Here is a 22,138-nt window from a genome sequence, read left to right as displayed (position 1 = left end):
ATCACTGCGGATGTTGACGCGGATCGCGTCCATGAACACCACCGGATAGCAGGGTTCCAGTGGTCGGCTCTGCCAGGCGGTGACCTCGTCCATCACAGCCTCAGTGATCACCGATATCAAGCTGGGTGATGCCTCAAAGCCGTAAATCTCCTCAATGTGCCCTTGGATCTCACGGGTCGTCATTCCGCGTGCATACATGCTGACGATCTTGCGGTCGAACTCGGGAAAACGACGCTGATACTTGGCTATCAACAGCGGATCAAAGGTGCCGTTGCGGTCGCGCGGAATATCCAGGATGACCTTCCCACTGTCGGTAGTCACAGTCTTCTGGCTGCTGCCATTACGACGATTGGGCGGATGGTTCTGGCCCTCCGCGACACCTTCTTCGCGCTCTGCCCCAAGATGTTCCTCCATCTCAGCTGTTAAAGCGCGTTCTGCCAATGCTTTGGTCAACTCGGCAAGAATGCCCTCCTTGCCGAATAGGTCGCCAGAGGACCGGCCTTCCATCAGTTGGTCTAATAGCTTTTTGTCGATGCTCATACGTGGGTCTCCTTATAGAGCAGTTACCACGCCAGAGCACAAAATTCAGGACAGTCCCTTGATGGCAGAGCATGCCGAAGAAGCGATTGACCGTCTTGCAGACATAGCGCGTCGCTTCCCACACCTATTCAAGAATATTCACTCATTTTGCCGTGAGGCGGAAGACGAGGAAGCCATAGCCGCATTCGTCTTGGAACTACTTCGTGACAATGACGCGATGATCTACGAGTTTCAGCTTTTTTGGCTGACCCACATTCTTGAAGATCGGCTTCTTAACACCAATTCAGCGGCAGAGATCATAGACAGGCTGAACAATCATCCAAACGCCACATCGATCTCAAGAGCTAAACTCCTCGAAATACCCGACTTAAGGTACGGTTTAGTAGAGCTTCGCGACGCCCATTTGGGTGCTGGGCAATCCGATTGGTTGTCCTGGTCTAGCGCGGTCGGCCACAGAGGATTGAATAGAATCGACCGCCGTCACAGATTAGGATACTTTGCCAAAGCTTCAAACTACAATAAGCTTGTGTTTGACATAGTGTCGAAGAATTGAGTGGGCCTTTAGAGTTCACCTGAATTTTTGATATTGTCAGTATTACCGAATTTTGCACAGCGTCCGCTCTGGGGAAGCTGCGCCGCAGCACCTAACTAAATCGGCAAAGTCCGCAACGGGCCGACCACGTCGGGCGTACTGCTTCATTCCAGATCGACGTCGCCCATGCGTGGCGCATGGACATGCGTTCGGACCAGTAACGCCGCAGCCGCGCCAGCGATGGCGCCGAAGAGATGCGCCTCCCACGAGACGCCGGGTTGGCCCGGAAGAACGCCCCAGAGAATGGAGCCAAAGAGGACACCGACCACCAGTGCCGCGCCCAGCGTGATCGGTGAGCGATCCACAAGACCGCGCACAACGAGGAAGCCGAACCAGCCGAAGACGAGCCCTGACGCACCGATATGGATGGCCGAGCCGCCGAACAGCCACACGAGACCGCCGCCGAGGCCGATCACCACGGCGTTCAGCGGCAACAAGGCCCGCGTGGTCGTGGCCACCAGCAGACCACCCATCACCATAAGCGGCGGGGTATTGGCCATCAGGTGCCCGAAGCTTCCATGCAGGAGTGGCATAGCGATGATACCATCCAACCCGCCGGGCTGCCTGGGGATAAGCCCGAAGGCCGGGTTCAAACCGTAGCCGACGATCCAATTGACGACCTGGACCGCCCAGAGCAGCGCGACAAAAGCGGCAAGCGCCGCGGCGCGTCGAAAGAAGGCGCGCATGTGATCCCGGTTCATCATGTTGGTGACAGTAGACGTCCCCACAGCGCCTTCAACGGCTTTCGCGCGATGCACAGGGTGCCACCTCCGGGAAAGGGGGTTTGAGGCCGCCAACCTCGGTACGGCTCAAGCCAAGAGAATGGCTTCGATCTTACACAGTGTTCCCCGGCCGCAGAGGCATGATTTCACGCTCGGGGCGCTTCGGGGCTTCGGCGAATTTGCGGGCATTGTCATCGATCGTGCTGTGCCAAAGCTTCGAGACGAAGGCTCGGGCGTCTTGGACCGTCATGTCCTTTAGCGAAGAGGACAGCGCCATGAAAAGCTCATCCTCGCTATTCGCAGAGGCGCGGTGCATGGCGTCCGCGTAAAATGAAGGGTCGTTCAGGGCCTGCTCGCGCAACGGCATCCGCGCGAGGTTCTCTTCCGGGATCGCCATGAAGATCGTGTCCTGCAAGTCGGTCAGATACGCACGCCGCGATGTGGACACCGGCTTTCCCACCGCCTTGGCCTCCAAATACGCCTGCAGGTTCTTGTCGAGCTTTGCCCTTGCATGGGTCATGATGACATCACGCTTGCGGTCAGGCAGCGCAAATCCGGTGCAACGCTCGATATGAGCAAGGAGTTCTGCAACCTCTGCCTCAACATCAAAGCTCTCGAACCATGGAACCGTCCCTGACCTAGCCGCCACGCGCTCGCCCTCGATATTGCGTTGATATATTATTGTATCGCATTTACACCAGATCGCAAGCGGGTGACGTCCTTTACGCAAACGGACATGGAAAAAGGGGAACCGTGATCCCACGGCTCCCCTTTCGGTTCAGGTCGTCTCCCCCTCGCGCGCCGATTAGGCGACCAACGACAGCCCCGTGCCTGCATCCTGCGGCTGCTCACCGCTGTCGATGAACGGGATGATCGAGAAGGTCTGCCCGCCGCGCTGTTCTTCGTTCTGCACGGCGTTGACGCGCAGGTCGCCATCGGGCGTGTTGATCAGCAGCGACAGGTAGTCATTGCCCGTGCGGCTGCTTTTCGCCATCCAGGCCGAGCCGACGCGGATCGGCGTGCCCCGGGGCGAGCTGACCTCGATCCGGTAATCGGGGTGGGTCTCCTCGGATTTATAGCTGTTCTCGATCAGCATGAACTCCAGATCGAACATCATGTTGGCGATGTAGCCCGTGAAGGCGTTGTCAGCGTCCATGGCGGTGAGCTCGCCCGAGATCGAGCCGGATTTCATCAGGCCGTTCGAGACCAGCGGGATGATCTCGAATTCGCCGCTCTGGGCCGCGCGCGCCTCTTTCGTCTGCACCGCGTTGACCCGGAACGGGCCCAAGCCGACATCGATCTGCATCGAGATGTAGGGGTTGCCGCTGGTATTGCCGGTCTCGTTCCAGGCCGTGCCGATACGCACCTTGCGGCCTGATTTGTTGACTGCCGTCACGTCGTAAGCCGGGCTGCGAGCGGACATCTTGGCCCGTGCCTCGAGCTGGATGGCGATGTCAAAGCGCGTCGAATGGATCATGCCGGTGTACTGAGCGGCTGCGGTCTCGACATTGCGGGTGAGGGTTCCTGCGAACATGGGATGGTTCCTTTTGGATTGGCCGGTGTCTGACGTCCTTGCCAGCGCATCCGGGATTGCTTTCTCGACCCCTTGAGGGATCACAAATCAGAAAGCCTGCTTTCCTTTCAGCCCCGCCCACGGGTCAGATCTGCCGTCCGAGTGGGAATGCCCCCACGCCTCCGGGTGCTACGCCCCTCCCCTGCCCGTCTGGTCTTGATTGGCTGCCCGGATTTTCCGCGCCGTCCTCCGATCGCGCGATGAAGAACTCCGCCTCTTTTCCGTTCAACCGGTGCCTGCCCCGGTCGGTCAGACCGATGCAGCTACCATTCGGCACATAGGTGATGAGGTACTGACCGAGCCGGTCCTTGTGTACAACGTAGCCGGTATTGGCCCAATGCACGGTCTGCCCGGCATCGACCGCGGCTTTGACTTCATCGAGTGTCATGCGAACCTCCTTACGAAGAATGGTGGGGAAACGACGCAAGAAGCCCGATCTTCCAACCGGGCTTCCATGCAGCATTCGTTTGGCAAACGGCCGAGAGCTGTCAGGCGCTTTGCGTGGCCCGCGTCGCGCGCGCCGCCATCCAATCTTTCAGGCCAAGAACCGTTCTACCGGCGGCAACCTCGGAGGCCCAGGCGACCCTTGGGTCGCCGCAGGGCTCATCGCCAGAATGCCGGTCGATATGGCCATTGGCCATCCATGGCTCGGGCTGGATCCGTCGCAGCCAGTCCGCTATGCTCGGGATACGGCCCTGGCAATCTTCGCGGACATGTTGCTCGCCGATCCAGCGCACAGGTATGTCCCGACCAGCGCTATTGGTCAGGGTCAGGCCGAAGACACGTTCGGCTTCAAACAGGCCTTGAGCATGATGGCGCATGGCTCGGTGCGTGAAGAGCGCGAGGTGCTCTTTCGAGGCGTCGAACCAGTCGTGGACGGCTTGATAGTCGGACGGCACCCCGCCGAATTTCCGGGCAGAGCTTTCAGCATGATGAAGCGGATGGGCCATCTCAAAGACCCTCATCATAGCTGTGCGAGCATTCGACATAGCGGTCCGCGTGATCGAGGGTGATGCTGTCTAGTGCTATGTCCCAGGTCAGCGTGCCGTAGCCGCCCTCGTTGTTTTCGAACCCCGGGTGATCGTGATAGGCGAGCGACCAGGCGAAGTCGCCAACCTCTGTGGCAAGCGGCTCAGGCAGTTGGACCTCTGCAGGCTGCACCGTCACATCCTCGACATTGCCGGAGTCGCCATAGCCTTCGTATTCGGCAGTGACCCCGCTGATGCCAAGCGCACGTAGTTGCGCGAGCAGCTCCGTGCGGGATGCCTTCAAGGTGGTTTCACGCTCTGCGCGCCACTGAGCCGCCATTGCGGCATAGTCGATCTGGGGATTGGTCATGGGTCTGTCCTCTCATCTGAAGTTGGGGGGCTGAGCGTGGCATTGGTCTGCCCGCGCCCCGAAAGCGCAGACCGGTGAAATCCAGATCCGCGACGCCCGACCGAAAGCCCGCTTTGACTTTTCAGGCGGCTTGTTCTGCCGCTCTTGCGGCTCGCTGCCCCACGATCCGGGCCAGAATGCTTCCCGTGTCGATCCCGTCCCCATGCGGCAGGAACACCCGCAGCTGGAAGGCGATGATCTCAGTAAAGCAGCCCATGGCCTTGAGGCCATCAATCATGCCCCTGTCTACGCCGCACAACTCAAGGCGCATCTCGCCTGCGACACGGCGACGGGTCAGGGTGAGACCGCGGCCCAGATCGACAGGCGCGGTGGTGCCGAGGTCAGCGGTCAGCATCTCCTGCGGTGTTTGCGGGTTGGAGACGAGGAAGCGGGCGCGCAGCGCGGCCGCCCCTTCCTCGCTCAGCGTGCGCCCGATCATCGCCGTCGCCCCGTCGGGCGTGACCCGGTAGATGCGCTCATTGGTGGTCGGAATGTCCTTCCAGATCGGCAGCAGCAGCCCGGTCAGCAGGTAGAGCTTGGTCGTGGTGGTTTTTGGCAGGGACGCAGCCTCGGCATCCCAAAGCCGTGCAAACTCGGGCCTTCCGATGTCTTCCCAAGCCGAGGACTCGAAGCGCGTCTCCTCTAGGTAGCTCGACCCGTTTGGCCGCACCGCCTTGCGCATCAGCGTGACAATATCCTCATCGTACATCTGCATGGGGCGCGCCGAGATCAGCGCCGCGCGACCGGAGGCGCGATTGACCATCGGCAGCTTGTCGGGATTGCGCGATATGGCCGCTTCGGCGCCCAGGACATACACTGGGTCCGTCACCTCAAGTCCGATGATCCGCGTCACGGCGCCGGATTTCGGGCAGGTCCAGAGATCCTCCGTGGAGACCTGCTCGATCCTTTCGCCGCGCAGGGTTTCCACGCCGAGATCGAGCGTGCCCGCCGCGCGCGCCCGTTCAGTCTGATCAGCGATCCGGCGCATGAACTCGGCAAAGAGCGCGTTCTGCATGTGGATGGGAAGGGCAAGCACCCGGTTCAGAAACCGCTGGATCGGGGGAAGCTCCTCGAGAAGCACACCGTCCTTGTCGATCAGCCGCAGGGCGGTCCAGTCGGTGAAGTTCTCGTAGCTCATCGCCTCAGCGCGCCCGGCGGCAAGATCGGCGAAATACCCACGCAGCGCCGCCCGCGCGATCGGACTTTCGAGATTGTCCTCCTCCCGGAACATGCCCTGCGAGCCGGTCTCGCGCTGACCCTTCGTCAAGGCCCCCAGCTGGTCGAGGCGTTTGGCTATAGTCGAGGTGAAACGCTTCTCGCCATGCACATCCGAGGTGCAGACCCGGAAGAAGGGCGCGCTGACCTGAGCCGAGCGATGCGTGCGCCCGAGCCCCTGGATGGCCGCATCCGCGCGCCAGCCGGGCTCCAGCAGGTAGTGCCGGCGCCGTTTCTGGTTCTTCGCCGTTTGTGCCGCATGATAGGAACGGCCCGTGCCGCCCGCATCGGAGAAGATCAGGACATCCTTTTCGCCGTCCATGAAGGCTTGGGTTTCGGATGAATTGCTACTGGCGGAGCGCTTCTCGATGAAGAGATGACCATCCTCGGCCTTCAAAGGGCGGATGGACCGACCCGTGACCTCTGCGACGGCCTCGTCGCCAAAAGCCCAGAGGATCTGATCGAGCGCCGAGGGGATCGGGGCGAGCGTCATCAACTCCATCATTGCCGCATCGCGCAGGGCGAGCGCCTCGCGCGAGACAACGAGCGCGCCAGTTTCATCGCGGAGCGGCTCGGCCACCATGTTGCCGTCGATCTCGACCAGCTTTTGCGCATGGATTGGGAAGGCCTGTTCGAGGTAGCCGAGAACATTGTCGCGCGGCGTCAAGGCCCCCTCAACGAGTTCATCCTCCGGGTCCATCGCCTCAAGTCGGCGTTTGAGCAGGCTCTCACCTGTCGAGACAACCTGGATGACGCAAGCCTTGCCCGCCGCCAGATCGTCCTTGATGGCGTGGATGATGCTTGGAGCCTTCATGCCCATCAGGAGATGGTTGAAGAAGCGCTGCTTCGTGCTCTCGAAGCGGGACTTGGCCGAGGCGCGTGCGGCCGACGCATTGGTCTCTCCCGAGGCATCGTTGACGCCGGTCGCAGTCAACGCCGCTTCGAGATTGTGGTGGATCGTCCGAAACGCACCCGCGTATGCGTCGTAGATCTCGATCTGGGCAGGGGTGAGCGCGTGTTCGAGCACGTCATATTCCACGCCATCAAAGCTGAGGGCACGGGCCGTGTAGAGGCCGAGCGTCTTGAGATCACGCGCGACCACCTCCATGGCAGCCACGCCGCCGGCTTCCATCGCCGAGACGAAACTCTCGCGGCTTGGGAAGGGGTATTCGGGGCCCTGCCCCCAGAGCCCCAGCCGCGCGGCATAGGCGAGGTTGTGCACGCTCGTGGCACCCGTGGCCGAGATGTAGAAGACGCGGGCGCGGGGTGCTGCCAGTTGCAGCCGTAGGCCAGCAAGGCCCTGCTGGGAGGGTTTGACCCCCCTGCCCTGCTCAGACCCTGCCGCGTTCTGCATGGCATGGGCCTCATCAAAGGCCAGCACGCCGTCAAAGTCTTCACCCATCCAGGCGAGGATCTGGCTCAGCCGCGTGGTGCCGCATTTGCCCTCGGACCGCAGCGTGGCGTAGGTGACGAAGAGGATACCGTCGCCCATCGGGATCGGCTGGTCCGGTTTCCATTTTGAGAGCGGCTGGATGTCGGCTGGCGAGCCGCCGAGATCAGTCCAGTCGCGGATCGCGTCCTCGATGAGCGTGGCGGATTTGGAGACCCAGATCGCCTTCCTGCGCCCGGAAAGCCAGTTCACGAGAATGAGCCCCGCGCATTCGCGGCCCTTGCCGCAACCGGTGCCGTCGCCGAGGAAATAGCCAAGGCGATAGGCACGTGCATCCGGGTCATCATCGGCGCGCGTCAGCTTGGTCTGGTCGTCATCGATGGTGAACTGACCGGCCAGGTCGCGCCCATGGGCATCATGTGCCATGACGATGGTCTCGAGCTGCGCCTCGGAGAGATCTCCCTCCTCGATCAACCGTGCGGGCAGGCGCAATTCCGCACTGGCGGCACCTGAGGGCACCGGCGGGGCCACAGAGGCCATGGCGATGCTCTCGACCAGCGGCGTGGGATGTTCCTGCGCGCCTGCGATCTCGATCCGTTGCGGACGGTAGCGCGCATAGATGTCCGAGATGGGCGTGTTGTTGCGCGGGGTCTGAAGGCTCGTGAAGCTGAGCGGACGGACGGCATTGGCCCGGGCTGTGGGGGCGGTGATAACACCGGCAGCGGTCTTGCGCGGGACAGATGATCGAACGGTTGGCCGAGTATGAGGGATCGCTTCAACCCGTTGGGCCGGGCGCATCTCGGTCCGTGTTGCGGCCACGGCATCGACATATGCCAAGGCTTCATCCAGATCCCGCACAGTGACGCGGATCATCTCGCCGTCTTCCTGCACCTTGTCGAAGACCATGAGTTGGGTTTCGACAGAGGTGCCGAGCTTGCGGTAGACTTGCCCCGGCATCGTCAGCGCCAAGCGCGGCGTCAGGAGACCGCAGGCGCGGGACCAATGCGCGGCATCGCGTTCGGGCGTGAACCCCGGCGGCATGATCGCCACCAGCCGCCCACCGGGCGCCAGGCGCTTTGCTGCCGCGATGAGATGTTTGGCGGCGATGTGCTTGTCCCGGGAGCGATCGACCGAGGAGGCGAAGGGCGGATTCATCACCACGACGTCGGGTAGAACCGGCGTCTGCAGCAGATCATCGATATGCTCGCCGTCATGGCCCGTCACCTCGCCACCGAAAACCGCGCGCAGGAGGTGCTGGCGAAAGGGGTCGATTTCATTGAGCACAAGCGTGGCACTGGCCCGGGCAGCGAAAGCAGCGAGGGCACCGGTGCCCGCCGAGGGCTCCAGAACGGTCTCGCCCTTGCGGATCGCCGCGGCCCGCAAGACCAGCGCCGCGAATGGCAGCGGCGTGGAAAACTGCTGCAGCCGGATCTGCTGCTCGGAGCGGCGGGTTTCCGTCAGGAGCCGCGAGGCAAGCAGCCTTGCAGCGGCGATGTCACCTGCCGCGCCGTCCCCACGCAGCAGCACCTGGATGGCCGCAGCCTGCATTAGATCATAGGCCATGCGCCAGTCCCAGGCATCGCCGGCATCGCTGCCATGAAACGTCTCGCGCATGACGCGCGCGAGCGCTGAGCTGCGCAGGGGTTGGTGGTGGATCTCTGTGCCGATAAGCGCTAGCGCAGAGGCGAGATCGGCTTCGGAGATTGCGAGAGGCGGGTTGGCCGTTCTGGGTTTGGACATGGGGGTTTCCTTTGGATCAGGGTCTGAGTTCCAAAGGACAAAAAGCCCGCTTTCGCTTTTCAGTGTGGCGTAGTCAGACCGCGCTGACCTCCAAGGCTTGGTCAGGTCTTGGGTTCGACCTGCCGCTTCGCATCAATCAATGCCTGTGCGGCCTGCATCACCTGAACCTGAGATGTTCCCGAGCGTGCATCCTCCAGCGCGGCCTGCACCTGCGCGCAAAACCACGTGTCATAAGAATTCGCTTCAGCGGCCATGGAAATGCTCCTCGAGACCGATGTGCGGCTTTTCTTTATCCGTTGGGTTCATTGCGCTTTCTCCGACTGTATTATGCGCCGATGCTACATCACTGGGCGTGGTGACGTAAACGGCAATGGCATTGTGGTCACATTAAGTCGGGCAACTTGGGGATCGAATGCCGGAGCAGACAGAATCTTACTTGAAGCTCAAAGCCGCCGTTCATTGAAAGCGCGGCGAAATCTGACTTTGAGTCCATTCCGTTGAAAAACTATTTGCTGCAACTGCAAACTTCTAAAATGTGGGGAGCTGTTCTCCGATGAGCCAATAGAGACCCGGTGTGACGTTGAAATTTCCATACTTTGGAATTTTGTTTTGCCGAAATCGGCTTCAGCGCGCTGCAGGAGGGTTTTTCAACACAATCAGCCCAAAGCGCCTGATGTTGCGCGATTCACCAGCGACGGCTTCAGCAATGAATATTAGCTGTTGCCAATCGATAAATTCAAGGAGTTGTACGGGTTGCGGGCATCAGTTTGTGCATTCGAGGTGTCACGCCTTTCCAATTTCCCGCCATCGCGGTTCTAAGGAAACCAACTTGCACAGCCCGGTTCACGATTTGGTAGTCAGTTCAACCACGCCAGATAAATTGCCATGACAATCCACACCACGACAATCTGTGCCACCATGGCAATAATCAGAAACTTTGTCCGGTTGTAGTCCTTTTTTACATCGATCTTTTTCATTGGTGAATACTCCAGTTTGCAGGACCGTGCTGTCTTTTACATATGTGGAGCTGAACCGAATACAAGCGACAAGAATGCAATGCTGCCATGCCCGATTCGTCCTGCAAAGCCGGCCTCAGTGCTCGATGCAGCTAATGGCAGGAACGAGCCCATTGTCACGGATGCTGCACAGTGCGCAGGTGGCTGGCAATCGCCAGAAACCGACACTGGCAGAAGTGAGGACGGCCCTTGGCTGCCTCGTGGAAAGCTGCGTCAAGCTGCCCAAGATTACGAGGCGGGGCGCGATCAGACGCCCCGCAAGATGGCTTTAGCCGATCGCGGCGGCGACCGCCGTGGCAAGCGACGTGGTCGGGCGGCCGATCAGGGTCGATAGCTGCGTTCCGTCGTCGAACAGCACCCCCTTGGAGGCCTCGACATCACAATGGGCGAGGAACCCTGCCAGTTCGGTAGGCAGGCCCGCGCTGGTCAGCGCAGCGGCATAGTCAGCCTCGGGCATATCGACGTAAGGGATGTCCTTGCCCGCCTGCGCGGATAGTGTGGCCGCCAGATCGGCGAGGGTGAAGCTTTCATCGCCGGAAAGTTCATAGGTTTTGCCCTGAAGGCCTGTGTCCAGCAGCACGGCGGCGGCGGCCTCGGCATAGTCCTGCCGCGTAGCCGACGAGATCCGGCCATCCTTGGCCGCGCCGATCAGGGCGTTGTGTTCCAGCGCCGCAGGCAGGCCCATGGCGTAGTTCTCTGTATACCAGCCGTTGCGCAGCACGGTATGGCCGATGCCGGAAGCGGCCAACAGTTTTTCCGTCTCAACGTGCTCCGGGGCAAGGCCGAGCGTGCTGGAGGGTGCTTTCAGCAGGCTGGTGTAGACGATATGCTGAACCCCGGCGGCCTTCGCGGCTTCGATCACGGCGGCATGTTGCGATACGCGGCGACCGATGTCGCTGCCCGAGATCAGCAGCAGCGTGTCGATACCGTCGAGCGCCGCCGGGAGGGTTTCGGGGGCGTCATAGTCGAAGATACGCGCCGGAACACCCAAATCCGCGGCCTTGTCGATGTTGCGGGCCAGCGCGACGATGCCGCCCGGCGCATTCTTGGTTTTCAGGGTGTTGATGACGAGGCGGCCAAGCTGGCCAGTTGCGCCGGTGATTGCAATGGTCATGGTGCATCTCTTTGCTTCTGGTTGCGATAGCGGAGAGTTAGAGTCTTTACTTATGAAAAGTAAGTACATACATTTTTGTTAGCTTGAATTTTCCGAGGTCCCCATGCCAAAACTCAGTGACGCCGTCCGGTCGGGCAAGCTGGTGGGCAACCTGCAAGCGCAGGAATGCCCATCGCGCGATATCCTCAAACATGTCACCGGTCGCTGGGCCGTCTTGACACTGATCGCCCTTCAGGGGCGGACGATCCGCTTTGCCGCGCTCAGGCGGACGATCGGCGGGGTAAGTGACCGGATGCTGACGCAGACGCTTCAGACGCTGGAGGCGGACGGCTTCGTGCATCGGCAGGCCTTCCCGGTTGTACCGCCGCATGTGGAATACAGCCTGACCCCTATGGGCGAAGAGGTCGCGCAACACGTGCGCGTGCTCGCCGACTGGATCGAAGACAACACCAGCACTATCCTGTCGACGCGGAAAGAGATCGCGGCGGAGTAAAAAGCCGCTATTGAGCTCAAACGTTCTACAATCACATATGCCGCGAATGAGGGCTTGTCGCCCATAGTGATTTTCGGGGCGGTCGCGAGGCACACAGAGCGACCGTTCAGGTCATGTATTCCAATGGCGGGTTTGTCCCGCATCTTACCAGTTCGTACACGATGCAGCGAACGGCAGGTGTACGGATAGGGAGGGACTTCTGAGAATTTCATCGTACCAGCCATATTACACACCAATGTCGCCTATTTCACTCTGCCCAAGGGTGACAGCAGATTGAAACGCATAATGCCCACTCACTGGCAGCCTTAGCGTGGGATTCCGCCCCTCGGGCATTCGACCCCACTTACCGATCGGGCGCCGCTTCAAGGGACGTCTCGAACCGCTTGTCCGCCGCTGCAGCTTCTTTCAAGAGCGCGTCGAAATTGTCAGGTGGGTTGCCATCTTCCAGCATCCCTTTGAACGTCGCATAGGCATCCGTCTTGCTGCCGTAGGCGCGCAGGGTCTTGTCGTCGTTCACCCAGGCCACCACGATGACCTTCGCATCGCTGTTGAACCGATAGAACAGCCGATACTGCTGGAAGAATTTCGCCCGGAACCAATGCTTGCGGTGATCGCCGAGTGTGCCGCCTTGCCGGAAGGCGGCGGCACCCGGATCTGCCGGTATGGCCTCGGTGACCAGCTTGAAGATGGCGGCCAGCCGTTTCGTCGGGTTTTTCTTGCGCCAGGTCTTGGGATCGCGTGCCTTACGCGCCTCGACCTCTTCAATCAGCCCTTCGAGCTGATCCAGAAAGAGCGGATGCGCATAAATCGACCATCCGTTTACGACAAGGGGCGCCCCTGCGGGCACGCTATCGCCGCTCATTCATCCTCGAGCGATAGCGGCGCATCGAGATCGACGTTAACGTCTCCGACCAGTGCTGCAAGACGGTCATGCAAAGCCCCATCGAACGCCCGAATGCGGTCCGGATGCGCCTTGATATCGGCCTCGACAAAATCGAGAAAGGCTCCGAGCACGGGATCTTCCTCGTCGCTGCGCACGGGCTCGATATAGACCCTGCCACTCGGCTCGGTGCAGTAACGAATCTGGTCGCCCTTGCCCAGCTTGAGCTGTTTGCGCACACCCGCCGGCACGGTCGTCTGATACCGATCCGTGAGTTTCGAGACATCTTGTGCGAGGGCTGTCATGGCAGTCTCCTGAAGAAAAGGTTCTTTGCTGCCCGCGATAGGTAATGCATTTGCATTGCCTTGTCAAGACAAGCCGCAGCATCTGCTGTCGCCGGGCAGGTCGATGAACCGTCCGGCGCAGGACCTAATTTCGCCCCGCCAGGAACTCCGCCAGCACCGGGCTAGCCGCACCTTTCGCGGAGCTGAGCAGCTCCGAGCCCGCAAGCGAGGCCTTCGACAGGCGTACGAGCCCACCAGTTTCCTCGATGCGGTAGCAGCGGCGCTTTTGCCGCCCGCGCCTGTAGTGGGTCGCGGTGACAATCTGGCAGGTACTGCCATCGGTGAGCGTCACAGGTGCTGCGAGCTTGATCTTGTCGCCTTCCTCGTAGTCCGGGATCGCAGCCCAGTCCTGGCAGCGCTGGCGCCAGGCATGAGCATAGCTGTCTGGGTCTTTCAGCTCGGACAGCAGGGCCAATAGGCTCAGTGGCGCGCGGGATTCGACCGGTCCCGCGCTTTCCTCCATGTCCTTGTAGCCCCAGCAGCCGTCATCATATCGGGTAAGGAATACGGCGGCGAAAGTGATGGAGCCATCCGCATCGGTGACATAGGTCGTGTCTTCGACAGGGGTGCCGTCGATATTTGTGACCTTTGCCGCCGCGTACCAAGTCGAACCCACCTTGCAGGCTTTGACCAGTTCCGTCTTGCGCCTTTCGCCCTCGAAGGTGCACAGCCGAGCAATCTCCGCTTTCTCATCCGCGTAGGTCTGGACGCGGCCGTCGGTGTAGCAGAGCCAACCCATCACGCCGCCCTCCGGTCATCGATTTCCATCAGCGCATCGAGCGGCACGCGGTAGGGCTGCATGGCGTCGAAATCCTCGCAATTGCCGCAGTTCTGCACGATCGCGAAGGTATCGCAGGCATCCTTGAGGATGACCCGGAAGGTGCCGCCAAGGCCCGAGGGCACCTCGTAGGTCCCGCCGATGAGATAATCCGAGGCCCGGCGCACGAAGACGCGGATGCTGTGGCCATCGGTAGCGAGCCGGATCGTCCCCTGCCCCCGGTCGATGAGCACCTGCACGTCATCCAAGATGTCGGTGTAGAACTGACCGGTCAGATCGCGAAACGCCATGCGGCGCTGCGCCATCCAATCGGTGTCCCGAAACGGGTTCATGCCGTCGGCGAAGGCGAAGGAGGGATCGGCCTGCTCGGTGGTGACGATACGGGTGGTCGTGCCATCGATGCCGTTTGAGCGCAGATGCACACCATTGCCGACGATGAGGATAAGGGCCGGCCTGTCCACGGGCCCGTTCCAGTTGGGCAGGAAGGTCTTGCAGGCACGCGCATGGGCGATTTGCGCCGCAACAGCGGAGGCAGAGAACTTGAGAATAGCCATGGGGATGTCTTTCCGTTGGGTTTGAGAAGGTCGACCCGCGCGGGTGGCATGGTCCACGCGCGGGTCGCGTGATGTCTCAGGCCGCTTGCGCGACCTCGCTGTAAGGCTCGGGGGTTTCCGCAGCGGGCTCCGCCTCATCAAAGGCGACACCGTTGGTCTGCATCATCGGCGGGCACCAGGCGGCCACGGCAGCGCGCTGCGCGTCCGTGAGTGTGGCGAAGGGTTCGGCGAAGAGCTTGTCGCAGAAGACGACGATCTCTTTCTTGCTCGACGAGGCGAGCGTCACCGCCTCCTGCGCCAGACCCAGTTCTTCGCCGAGGATCTTGAGGAGCCAGGCCTTCTTGAAGCGATTGAACAGCGCCGCGTTCGGCGTCCAGTGGGAGCGGATGTCGGGCATGATCTCGATTTCGAAATCATGCATCAGGCTGTCGCGCCGCGGGTCCCGCGCGAAGCAGGACTGCGTGGTGCTCGCGGTGGCATAGGCCACGAGCTTGGCCTTCTCACCTGCCTCCAGCGCGCGGAACGCCGCGAACTGATCGGCGGGCGGGCGGGTATCATCGAGCCACGAGAGGTCCAGCGCATCATGCGCCGCCGCCACCTGCTCGAGCGAGGTCTCGTCGATCTCGTCCATCTTGGCATGGCTGCGGTATTCCTTGCGGGCATCGATCTTGATCGCCTGCGTGACACTCATGCCGCTGGCCAGAACGTCGCTCACCAGCTTGAAGAGCGTCAGATCGAGCGTGGCTTCCGGATGCAGCGCCATCGCGGCCCCAAGCGCCATGGCTCGCTCGGTCTTGAGGTCCTCAGCCAGTGAGGTCGGGTAGGTGATTTCGCCGGCGTCCGGGGCCTCCTCCCCGGTCGGGCTAGCCGAGGAGCCGCGCGCGCCCTCCTCTTTGACGGTGTCCTCGGGGCGGACGAGGCCAACATGGAGCGTGATCTGCCCACCCTGCCACGAGGAGATCACCCCAGACCGTGCGAGGTCCTCGGCGCTGTAGGCCTCCTGCAGATCGCGCGCTTCCTCTTCCAGAGCGTCGACGCGCTCGTAGAGGGCATTATAGGCACCGTCCTCGAGCCCCTCATCCTCCATCTCGAGCTGCAGTTTCTCCAGCTCGGCGGTAATCTCAACCACGCGCTTCTGGGCGGCCTCATCGGGCTCGATCGAGCTGGGATAGACACGGCCATAGTCGGCCATGGTCGCGTAATCATAGCGCACCATCGCATCGGCCCAGGCAAAGCCCAGCTTTATGCGAGCCTCTTCGGCGGCGGCACCGAGCTTCTCGAGCAGGATGGTCTCGACCAGCGCCGCATCCTCAAGCACGGAATGCTCTTCCAGAAGGTCAGCCGCGACGGCACCGCGACGCGCCTCGTAGTCTTCGCGCACGAAAGCCCCGATATCATCGCTGACCTGCACCCCGCGGGATTTGAGGGCCTGACGGACAGTATAGGCCTGCAGATATCCGCCATCTTTCGTGAGCGCCTCGAAGACCTCGCGCTGCGCCTCCTGGCTCGGGTGCTCGGCGAAGGCTTTCATCGTATCGAGCGTGATCGTCTTGGCCCGGGCTGCGGCGCGGATGTCGGGGTGGATAAGGCCATAGCGCAACCGGCCTTTCACGGCCGCTACCGTGGTGCCAAAGGTCTTCGCGATCATCTCGGGCGTCTGGCCGTCGACCTCCATCATCCGGGCGAAGGCCTCAAACTCGTCGATCGCGTTCATCGGTGCCTGGGTGATGTTCTCGGCGAGCGACAGCGCCGTGGTGACGTCGCACTCCTCAGGGACAAGGCGGCAGTCCACCTTGGTTTTCGCCGTGAATCTCTTGCTGGCCTTGTCAGCGATCAGCTCCTTCAGGGCTGCATGGCGCCGGCCACCGGCGAGGACAGCATATTTGCCGTCAAGCTTCTGAACCAGAAGCGGCTGGAGCAGGCCCAGCACAGCGATGCTGGCCTTCAGATGCGCGATGTTCTCGGGGTCATAGGTTTCCGGCGCGTTGCTGCGCACATTGGCGGGATGCGGGACCAGATCGCCGATGGCGACGGTGAGAGGGGCAAAGTTCGTAGTCATGGGGTATCCTTCCAGGTGGGTGAGGTGGGGCCCGCGCCTTCACGCGCGTGTCCAATCCCCGGCTTCAGGGATCACTACGACAAAAGGCCCACTTTCCCTTTTGAGGGGCAGCGGGCCTTCATCGTCTCAGATGTCAGGGGGGAGGAGTCCCCTGCCCTACCAGTCGCGCGCCAGCATGATGGTCAGCACGCGCATGGTGGTGGCGGGATTGTCCGGGGTCTCAGCCCCGTAGCGGAAATCCGAATCTGCCTCATAGAGATCGATTTTCCAGAACACGGTCTCTCCCCGGATCTCGACCGCCCCGAAATCGTGCCAGCCTTCCGGGTCATTCTCAGGCTCGAATGTATCGAACACACCGGTCGCCTTCACCGCCTCGGCCATGAAGCCGTCACCGGCCTCCATAAGCGCGCGGGTGACATGCATGCGGCCCTGGATGGGCTGCGCGGGCGGCACCCCAAGGCACGCGAGCTTGCGAAACGCGTCGTTTTGCGCCGCGATCACGGTCGGATCCGGAAGGTCTGGCTGGGGTTGAACATTCATGGACATGGGGATCTCCTTTGAGAGGTTTGAAACACCCTTCTCAAAGCCCACTTTTCCTTTTCCGCTTGGCGGAGGAACCCGGTCCAAACCTGCCCGAACCAAACAGTTCCAATAGTCCGCTCTGCGGACTTTTCTGCCGTTCGTAGGAGCCATACAGTCGGAGTAGGATCGTGGACAACAGCTGTTACTAAGGTCGTCTCTGACAAACAGGAAGGATATTTTATGCGCTTTGTGTCAAGTATTGCGATAACTGTCGCATTAGCTTCGGCCGCGTCGGCGGACGTCTCGTTTTCGCTCGGCTTTGATACCGAAGACATGACGATACGCACGATAGAATACGAATGCGACGAAGGGCAACCGTTCGTCGTGCATTATTTCACTTCAGAATCCGACGTGCTGGCACTGGTGCCAGTGGACGAAGATCATCGTGTATTCGTCAACGTGGTCTCCGCCTCAGGCGCCCGTTACGTATCTGGGCGGTACGAATGGTGGACAAAAGGTGAGAATGTCACGCTGACCGATACGATCAAGGAGGAGTCCCTGCTGCAATGCACACCAAAAAATGAGTGAAACTAGGAGACAAAGAGGCGCGGCGGGCATCAATAACTGGCTTAGTCCCGGCGTACTCATCAACGCCAGGACGGTCGTTACGTACAATGTCCGGGTTTCAATTGGCATCAGTTGGCGCCCTTCCGTTCCCCTCACTCTTACACTCAACGAAACTTTTCACAATTTGAACCGCCCCGGCTTGCCCGGAGGGGCGTTTCGTTCAGCGCGGAAAGCTGAAATTGGGCTCGAAGCTGCCATTTTCTGCGTTGCGGAAGAGCATAGGTCATGCTGCCTCAGCGCCCTCCCCTGCCCTGCACGCCTCCGATCTGGCGATCAGATAGTCGCAGGCCCGCTGCGCGTCCGCGGCGTGCCGGAAGATTGCGCCCTTGTCCGACCGAAGAACGCGCAATTATCGCGAGGAGGGCATAATGCGGAGGAGAATTTCGTAGCCCGTTTGATTTCAATGTGTTGGGTCGTGGCTGTGCCGTTCTTGCTGCGCATTATTTCAGGCTGGATGTTTCTTGGGTTGATCAATCAAACCAAGGAGGAATCGATGTCCCAATCGCCTTTCAAGGAAATTTCAGAACTTCGCGTCACGCTGCGCCGGCAGCGATATAGCCCAACTGTCATTCACAACTATTGCCTCTACGCAGATCAATTCCTCGCTTATCTGGAGGAGCGGGCGATTGACCTGCGCGATGTCACGCCGGATCTTGTCGCCGAATATCTGCGCCACGCGGTCCGGCAGTTTCAAAAGGATCGCGGGCGCGCACCGGGGTCCAGCTGGGCATCGATACCGCGGTCGGGGATTTACGCTTTGCTGCGCTCTGCTCTGCCGGAATGGCCGCCGGCTCCGCCTGCTGCAAACGAAGCGGAGCGCCTCACCCGCGAGGTTTGCGACCAATATGAGCGATGGCTGCGACACGAACGCGGTTTGGCCGAGCCTTCGATCACGGCGCTGATGTGGGAGGCGCGCCACTTCTGCAAATGGCTCATCCAGCGATACAGAAAAGCCGATTTTGCCGATCTGAGCGTGCGCGACATCGATGCTTATATGGATATCAGGGCACCGGGCCTGACACGCAAATCGCTCAAGGACGTGGTCGAACGGTTGCGCGGCTTTCTGCGACATCTACACCGGAGCAAGCTGCATGCGGATGATCTCTCAAGCCATGTGATTGCCCCGCTTCTCTACGCCTACGAGGGCATTCCGTCGATCCTGACTGCGGAACAGATCGCAGCGGTGCTCGAACTTGCGGGTCAGGACAGCTCGCCCTTGGGGTTGCGTGATCACGCGATCCTGCAGCTTCTTGCCAACTACGGCCTTCGGTCCGGCGAGGTCGGCCGCCTACAGATCGAGGATATCAACTGGCGGGCGGATACTCTTCGGGTGCAACGCTCCAAGACCAGTGCCACGGCTATGCTGCCCCTGATGGAACCCGTGGGGGAAGCGATCCTGCGTTACTTGCGGGACGGCCGTCCGGACGCGGATGTCCGCACCGTATTCCTGCGGAGCCGTGCACCCTATCAGTCGATGAAGGCGGGCGGCCTCTATGGTGTGGTCAAACGGCGCCTCGCTGCCGCCGGAATTGAGCTTGCTGGCAAGCGCGGCCCGCATATCTTTCGCCATGCCCGCGCGGTCAGCATGCTGAGGGCATCCACCCCGCGCAAGATCATTGGCGACGTCCTTGGCCACCGATCCCCGGAATCGACAGCGCCCTATCTGAAGCTCGCCACCGAAGACATGCGTTCGATTGCCATCAACCTTCCAGGTCGGGAGGTGAGACAATGAGAGGTTGGCCCGAGGATGGCGATGAGATCATCGAGCACTACATCGCCCGGCTTCCATTGAACTGCGCGATATCGCCAATCTACTATCGGCAAGCGCTGAACAGCTTCCGGCAGGCGGTGTTGCGGTTTGGCGCAACCGACCGGCAAGCACTTGAATACTGGTTGCGTGAGCGCGGTGAGGTCTGGGCCCGCTCAACGGTGCTGCACCGCGCCCGGATTGTTGCCCGCTTCCTCGATGCCCTGGCGCATGAAGGAAGGATTGGGAGCAATCCGATCTCCGACCTTCGCCGTGACTATAATGCCAGCAGTGACACGGGTGTAATACGGGCTTTGATGGCCCCTGACCCCAATCAGGCGCTCGAAGTGTTGCGGCAACCCCGACCGTTCGAAAGTTCATTGGGAGAGCTGATGCGCAACCATGTCGAGCGGATGCAGCGCCGAGGTTACCGGTATGAGGCGGCCGACGTCATTTGCCGCCGGTTCGACCGCTTTCTGCAGCAAAGGCCCGATCTCGATGGCCAGCCGCTGGAGATCATGCTTGAGCACTACCGCAGGACAAAGACGACCGCGAACCATCCGGCCGAATGCGAGAAACTGGCCCGTATCCTGAACAAGGCACTGTGCCATGACGATCCCTCGCGACCCAAACGGCAATCAGACAACCGGCCAGCGAAACAGGTCGCTCGCGGCTGGCGGCGCCCCTATATCTACAGCTCCAAGGACATCCAGAAACTGCTTGCAATCGCCCGGGTCTATCCGTCGCCGCGCGCGTCCTCGCGTCCGATCAACCTCTATACGATGCTGGTTCTGGCCTATTGCGCCGGATTGCGCATCGGCGAGATTGCAAGGCTGACGCTTGGCGACGTTGACATGCAGTCCGGAACCATCGCGATCCGGGAGACGAAGTTCTTCAAGTCCCGCATTCTGCCGCTGTCGGACAGCGCGATGGATGCTCTGCGCGTGCTTCTCGAAGCGCGGCAGAAGGCCAAGGTCTCTCGCAGCCCAGACGCCGGTTTGTTCTGGCACGATCAAAAGAACCGCTATTACTGTCGGGCAACTATCAGCGATCACCTTGTTGCCATTCTGCGCATGGCTGGTCTCAAACCGGCCACGGGCAGGACCGGGCCGCGCATCCATGACCTGCGACATACCTTTGTCGTGCACCGGATCCTCGAGTGGTACCGGCAAGGTGTGAACCCGCAGGAAAAGCTGCCGTATCTTGCAACATATCTCGGCCACCGCGATATCAACTCCACGCTGGTCTACATCACGGTGACCCAGGAGCTGCTGCATGAAGCGAGTGAGCGGTTCCGGGCCTTCACCTCGCCTGGCAATGCTGATCCGGCGGAGGTGGCATCATGAAATCTGATCCGCTCCCCCAATTGCTGCGCATGTTCTTCACTGACTGGATGGTCCAGCAACGCAACGCCTCTGTGCATACCATCAAGTCGTATCGGGACACCTGGAGGCTCTTTCTGCGATTTGTCGCGGTCCGGCGTGGCAAGCCTGTTGTTCGCCTAGCGCTGAGCGAATTGACCGCGGCGAAGGTCATCGCCTTCCTGCAACATCTTGAGGTCGAACGCGGTGACACAATCGGCACCCGGAACTGCCGCCTCGCCGCCCTGCGCAGCTTCTTCGGCTTTGTGGCAACGCGCGAACCGGAGTTCATGGCGCAATGCGCGGAGGTTCTGAACGTGCCGACGAAAAAAGCACCGATCCGCGCGCCAGACTACCTCGAACCCGAAGAGGTGCAGGCGATCCTGGCTCAACCCGACCGCTCCACGTTGATCGGCCAGAGGGACCATGTCTTGCTGTCGCTGCTCTACAATACCGGCGCGCGCATCCAGGAAGCGCTTGATCTTCGCCCCCAGGCGATCAGGTTCGATGCTCCGGCCTGCGTGCGATTGTACGGAAAAGGCCGGAAAGAACGGATCAGCCCGCTTTGGCCGGAAACGGTCGCCTTGCTGAGGTCGTTGCTTGAGCGAATACCGACGCCGGCCGATGAACCTCTCTTCGTAAACCGCTACGGCAACCCTCTCAGCGCCTCGGGCGTTCGGTTCAAGCTGGCGGACTATGTCAGGGCGGCTGAAAAGACCGCGCCGACGCTGGCGAGAAAACATGTGACGCCGCACAGCTTCCGGCATGCGACGGCCGTACACCTGGTCGCCGCCGGCGTCGACGTCACGGTCATCCGAAGCTGGCTGGGTCATGTCAGCCTTGAGACCACTAACCATTACGCACAGGCAAATCTGGAGACCAAACGGAAAGCACTGGAACGGGTCGAAAGACCGAAAACCGATAGTCCGCCATCATGGCGGCGCGACCAGAGCGTGCTCGACTGGTTGGATACGCTCTGACGCGCATCAAAAATTATGCGGAGGAAAGTGAACAGACCGCCAGGGAAACAAGGGCATTGGCGGACTTCCTCCGCATTATGCCGTCCTCGTGATAACTGCGCTAATGACGAGCTCGTCATTAGCGCAACCAGTTGTGGAGGTAGGCGGCATTCATCTCGAGCGTATGCGCGGTAAAGCCCAGCGTCTGACCCAGGAACACCGAGGTCAATTCCGCGACGATCTCCTCGCGAGCATAGGACGTGTTGCCAAACTTCGAGAACCCGAAATCGCGGTTCAGCCGATGGGGGGCTTTTGTGGCATGGGCCAGCTCATGGGCCCAGACCCCGTAGAAATTGCGCGGGTCCTGAAACCGCGTGATGGACGGCATGTAGACCTTGTCCACGGGGGGCAAATAGTACGCCTCCGTGCCCGTGAAGACGGTTGTGATGTCGATGGCATCGAAAAACGCTTGCATGTGCGGGATGGGCTCGGACGGCGGATGCTCGGGCACGGNNNCGTACTATTTGCCCCCCGT

The 22,138-nt window shown here is 60.9% G+C and carries 22 protein-coding genes and 2 pseudogenes; 6 read left to right on the top strand and 18 right to left on the bottom strand.

Going from position 1 to position 22,138, the window contains the following annotated elements; translation table 11 throughout:
* Positions 1-540: IS256 family transposase (locus tag A3722_RS09540; RefSeq protein ID WP_201721999.1), on the bottom strand; the 540-nt coding region annotated here is incomplete at its 3' end.
* A gap of 61 nt (positions 541-601) precedes the next feature.
* On the opposite strand from A3722_RS09540, the gene A3722_RS09535 reads away from it, so the two are divergent.
* Entirely contained in the window at positions 602-1,093 is a 492-nt protein-coding gene (locus tag A3722_RS09535; protein ID WP_067625390.1) for a hypothetical protein, read from the top strand.
* A 143-nt stretch (positions 1,094-1,236) separates the two neighbouring features.
* On the opposite strand, the gene A3722_RS09530 is transcribed toward A3722_RS09535, so the two are convergent.
* The 9 genes from A3722_RS09530 to A3722_RS09490 all read right to left on the bottom strand — a co-directional run bounded on the left by A3722_RS09530 (position 1,237) and on the right by A3722_RS09490 (position 11,279).
* The gene (locus tag A3722_RS09530; RefSeq protein WP_067625404.1) at positions 1,237-1,818 is read right to left on the bottom strand and encodes a rhomboid family intramembrane serine protease; all 582 of its coding nucleotides are present in this window, start codon (positions 1,816-1,818) and stop codon (positions 1,237-1,239) included.
* 148 nt (positions 1,819-1,966) lie between these two features.
* Positions 1,967-2,503: a hypothetical protein gene (locus A3722_RS09525; protein ID WP_236627380.1), complete on the bottom strand. Its 537-nt coding sequence runs from the start codon at positions 2,501-2,503 to the stop codon at positions 1,967-1,969.
* 156 nt (positions 2,504-2,659) lie between these two features.
* Entirely contained in the window at positions 2,660-3,388 is a 729-nt protein-coding gene (locus A3722_RS09520) for a DUF736 family protein (RefSeq protein ID WP_067625393.1), read from the bottom strand.
* A 124-nt stretch (positions 3,389-3,512) separates the two neighbouring features.
* Entirely contained in the window at positions 3,513-3,815 is a 303-nt protein-coding gene (locus A3722_RS09515) for a hypothetical protein (protein ID WP_067625396.1), read from the bottom strand.
* Between the two features lie 100 nt (positions 3,816-3,915).
* Positions 3,916-4,377, bottom strand: coding sequence for a DUF6915 family protein (locus A3722_RS09510; RefSeq protein WP_067625399.1), 462 nt, complete (start codon positions 4,375-4,377; stop codon positions 3,916-3,918).
* A gap of 1 nt (position 4,378) precedes the next feature.
* The gene (locus A3722_RS09505) at positions 4,379-4,765 is read right to left on the bottom strand and encodes a DUF6878 family protein (protein ID WP_067625402.1); all 387 of its coding nucleotides are present in this window, start codon (positions 4,763-4,765) and stop codon (positions 4,379-4,381) included.
* Between the two features lie 121 nt (positions 4,766-4,886).
* A complete protein-coding gene (locus A3722_RS09500; protein ID WP_067916088.1) occupies positions 4,887-9,149 on the bottom strand; it encodes a strawberry notch-like NTP hydrolase domain-containing protein in 4,263 nt (1,420 codons plus the stop codon).
* Positions 9,150-9,250: 101 nt separating this feature from the next.
* On the bottom strand, positions 9,251-9,403 hold the full coding sequence (locus A3722_RS09495; protein WP_067626516.1) for an antitoxin PaaA2 family protein: 153 nt from the start codon (positions 9,401-9,403) through the stop codon (positions 9,251-9,253).
* 1,030 nt (positions 9,404-10,433) lie between these two features.
* Positions 10,434-11,279 carry an SDR family oxidoreductase gene (locus tag A3722_RS09490; RefSeq protein ID WP_067626519.1) on the bottom strand — a complete coding sequence of 282 codons (846 nt, stop codon included), beginning with the start codon at positions 11,277-11,279 and terminating at the stop codon, positions 10,434-10,436.
* Between the two features lie 103 nt (positions 11,280-11,382).
* Here A3722_RS09490 and A3722_RS09485 point away from each other — a divergent pair, with 103 nt between their 5' ends.
* Entirely contained in the window at positions 11,383-11,772 is a 390-nt protein-coding gene (locus tag A3722_RS09485; protein ID WP_067626520.1) for a winged helix-turn-helix transcriptional regulator, read from the top strand.
* Between the two features lie 343 nt (positions 11,773-12,115).
* On the opposite strand, the gene A3722_RS09480 is transcribed toward A3722_RS09485, so the two are convergent.
* From A3722_RS09480 to A3722_RS09455, 6 genes are all read right to left on the bottom strand, one after another.
* Positions 12,116-12,634 carry a type II toxin-antitoxin system YhaV family toxin gene (locus A3722_RS09480; protein ID WP_067626522.1) on the bottom strand — a complete coding sequence of 173 codons (519 nt, stop codon included), beginning with the start codon at positions 12,632-12,634 and terminating at the stop codon, positions 12,116-12,118.
* Positions 12,631-12,957, bottom strand: a complete 327-nt coding sequence (locus A3722_RS09475; RefSeq protein WP_067626523.1) for a type II toxin-antitoxin system PrlF family antitoxin — start codon at positions 12,955-12,957, stop codon at positions 12,631-12,633. The genes A3722_RS09480 and A3722_RS09475 overlap by 4 nt, the downstream gene beginning before the upstream one ends.
* Positions 12,958-13,081: 124 nt before the next feature.
* Entirely contained in the window at positions 13,082-13,735 is a 654-nt protein-coding gene (locus tag A3722_RS09470) for a DUF6927 domain-containing protein (protein WP_067626524.1), read from the bottom strand.
* Positions 13,735-14,328, bottom strand: a complete 594-nt coding sequence (locus A3722_RS09465; RefSeq protein ID WP_067626525.1) for a regulator — start codon at positions 14,326-14,328, stop codon at positions 13,735-13,737. Before A3722_RS09465 ends, A3722_RS09470 begins: the two co-directional genes overlap by 1 nt.
* 76 nt (positions 14,329-14,404) lie before the next feature.
* Positions 14,405-16,387: a ParB/RepB/Spo0J family partition protein gene (locus A3722_RS09460; protein WP_067625213.1), complete on the bottom strand. Its 1,983-nt coding sequence runs from the start codon at positions 16,385-16,387 to the stop codon at positions 14,405-14,407.
* Between the two features lie 156 nt (positions 16,388-16,543).
* On the bottom strand, positions 16,544-16,933 hold the full coding sequence (locus tag A3722_RS09455) for a DUF3768 domain-containing protein (protein ID WP_067625216.1): 390 nt from the start codon (positions 16,931-16,933) through the stop codon (positions 16,544-16,546).
* Positions 16,934-17,149: 216 nt separating this feature from the next.
* Between A3722_RS09455 and A3722_RS09450 the strand changes: the two genes are divergently transcribed.
* Positions 17,150-17,497 carry an MliC family protein gene (locus A3722_RS09450; protein WP_067625219.1) on the top strand — a complete coding sequence of 116 codons (348 nt, stop codon included), beginning with the start codon at positions 17,150-17,152 and terminating at the stop codon, positions 17,495-17,497.
* Between the two features lie 262 nt (positions 17,498-17,759).
* On the opposite strand, the pseudogene A3722_RS24760 reads toward A3722_RS09450, so the two are convergent.
* Positions 17,760-17,885: pseudogene (locus A3722_RS24760) on the bottom strand (ArdC family protein); the annotation flags it as partial.
* A gap of 54 nt (positions 17,886-17,939) precedes the next feature.
* On the opposite strand from A3722_RS24760, the gene A3722_RS25180 reads away from it, so the two are divergent.
* The 3 genes from A3722_RS25180 to A3722_RS09435 are packed head-to-tail and all read left to right on the top strand — an operon-like array spanning position 17,940 to position 21,624.
* On the top strand, positions 17,940-19,268 hold the full coding sequence (locus A3722_RS25180; protein ID WP_330220217.1) for a site-specific integrase: 1,329 nt from the start codon (positions 17,940-17,942) through the stop codon (positions 19,266-19,268).
* On the top strand, positions 19,265-20,629 hold the full coding sequence (locus tag A3722_RS09440) for a tyrosine-type recombinase/integrase (RefSeq protein ID WP_067625221.1): 1,365 nt from the start codon (positions 19,265-19,267) through the stop codon (positions 20,627-20,629). The genes A3722_RS25180 and A3722_RS09440 overlap by 4 nt, the downstream gene beginning before the upstream one ends.
* Positions 20,626-21,624 (top strand): site-specific integrase, encoded by a 999-nt coding sequence (locus tag A3722_RS09435; RefSeq protein WP_233145829.1) that lies wholly within the window; start codon positions 20,626-20,628, stop codon positions 21,622-21,624. The genes A3722_RS09440 and A3722_RS09435 overlap by 4 nt, the downstream gene beginning before the upstream one ends.
* 121 nt (positions 21,625-21,745) lie before the next feature.
* Here the strand turns inward: A3722_RS09435 and A3722_RS09430 are convergent.
* A pseudogene (locus A3722_RS09430) lies at positions 21,746-22,114 on the bottom strand (zincin-like metallopeptidase domain-containing protein); the annotation flags it as partial.
* Between the last annotated feature and the right edge of the window lie 24 nt (positions 22,115-22,138).

Origin of the sequence: Sulfitobacter sp. HI0027 (genome assembly GCF_001634775.1) — a bacterium.
Lineage (GTDB): Bacteria > Pseudomonadota > Alphaproteobacteria > Rhodobacterales > Rhodobacteraceae > Sulfitobacter.
Note: the sequence above shows the minus strand (reverse complement) of the source record. Positions and strands in the feature narration are given on the sequence as shown.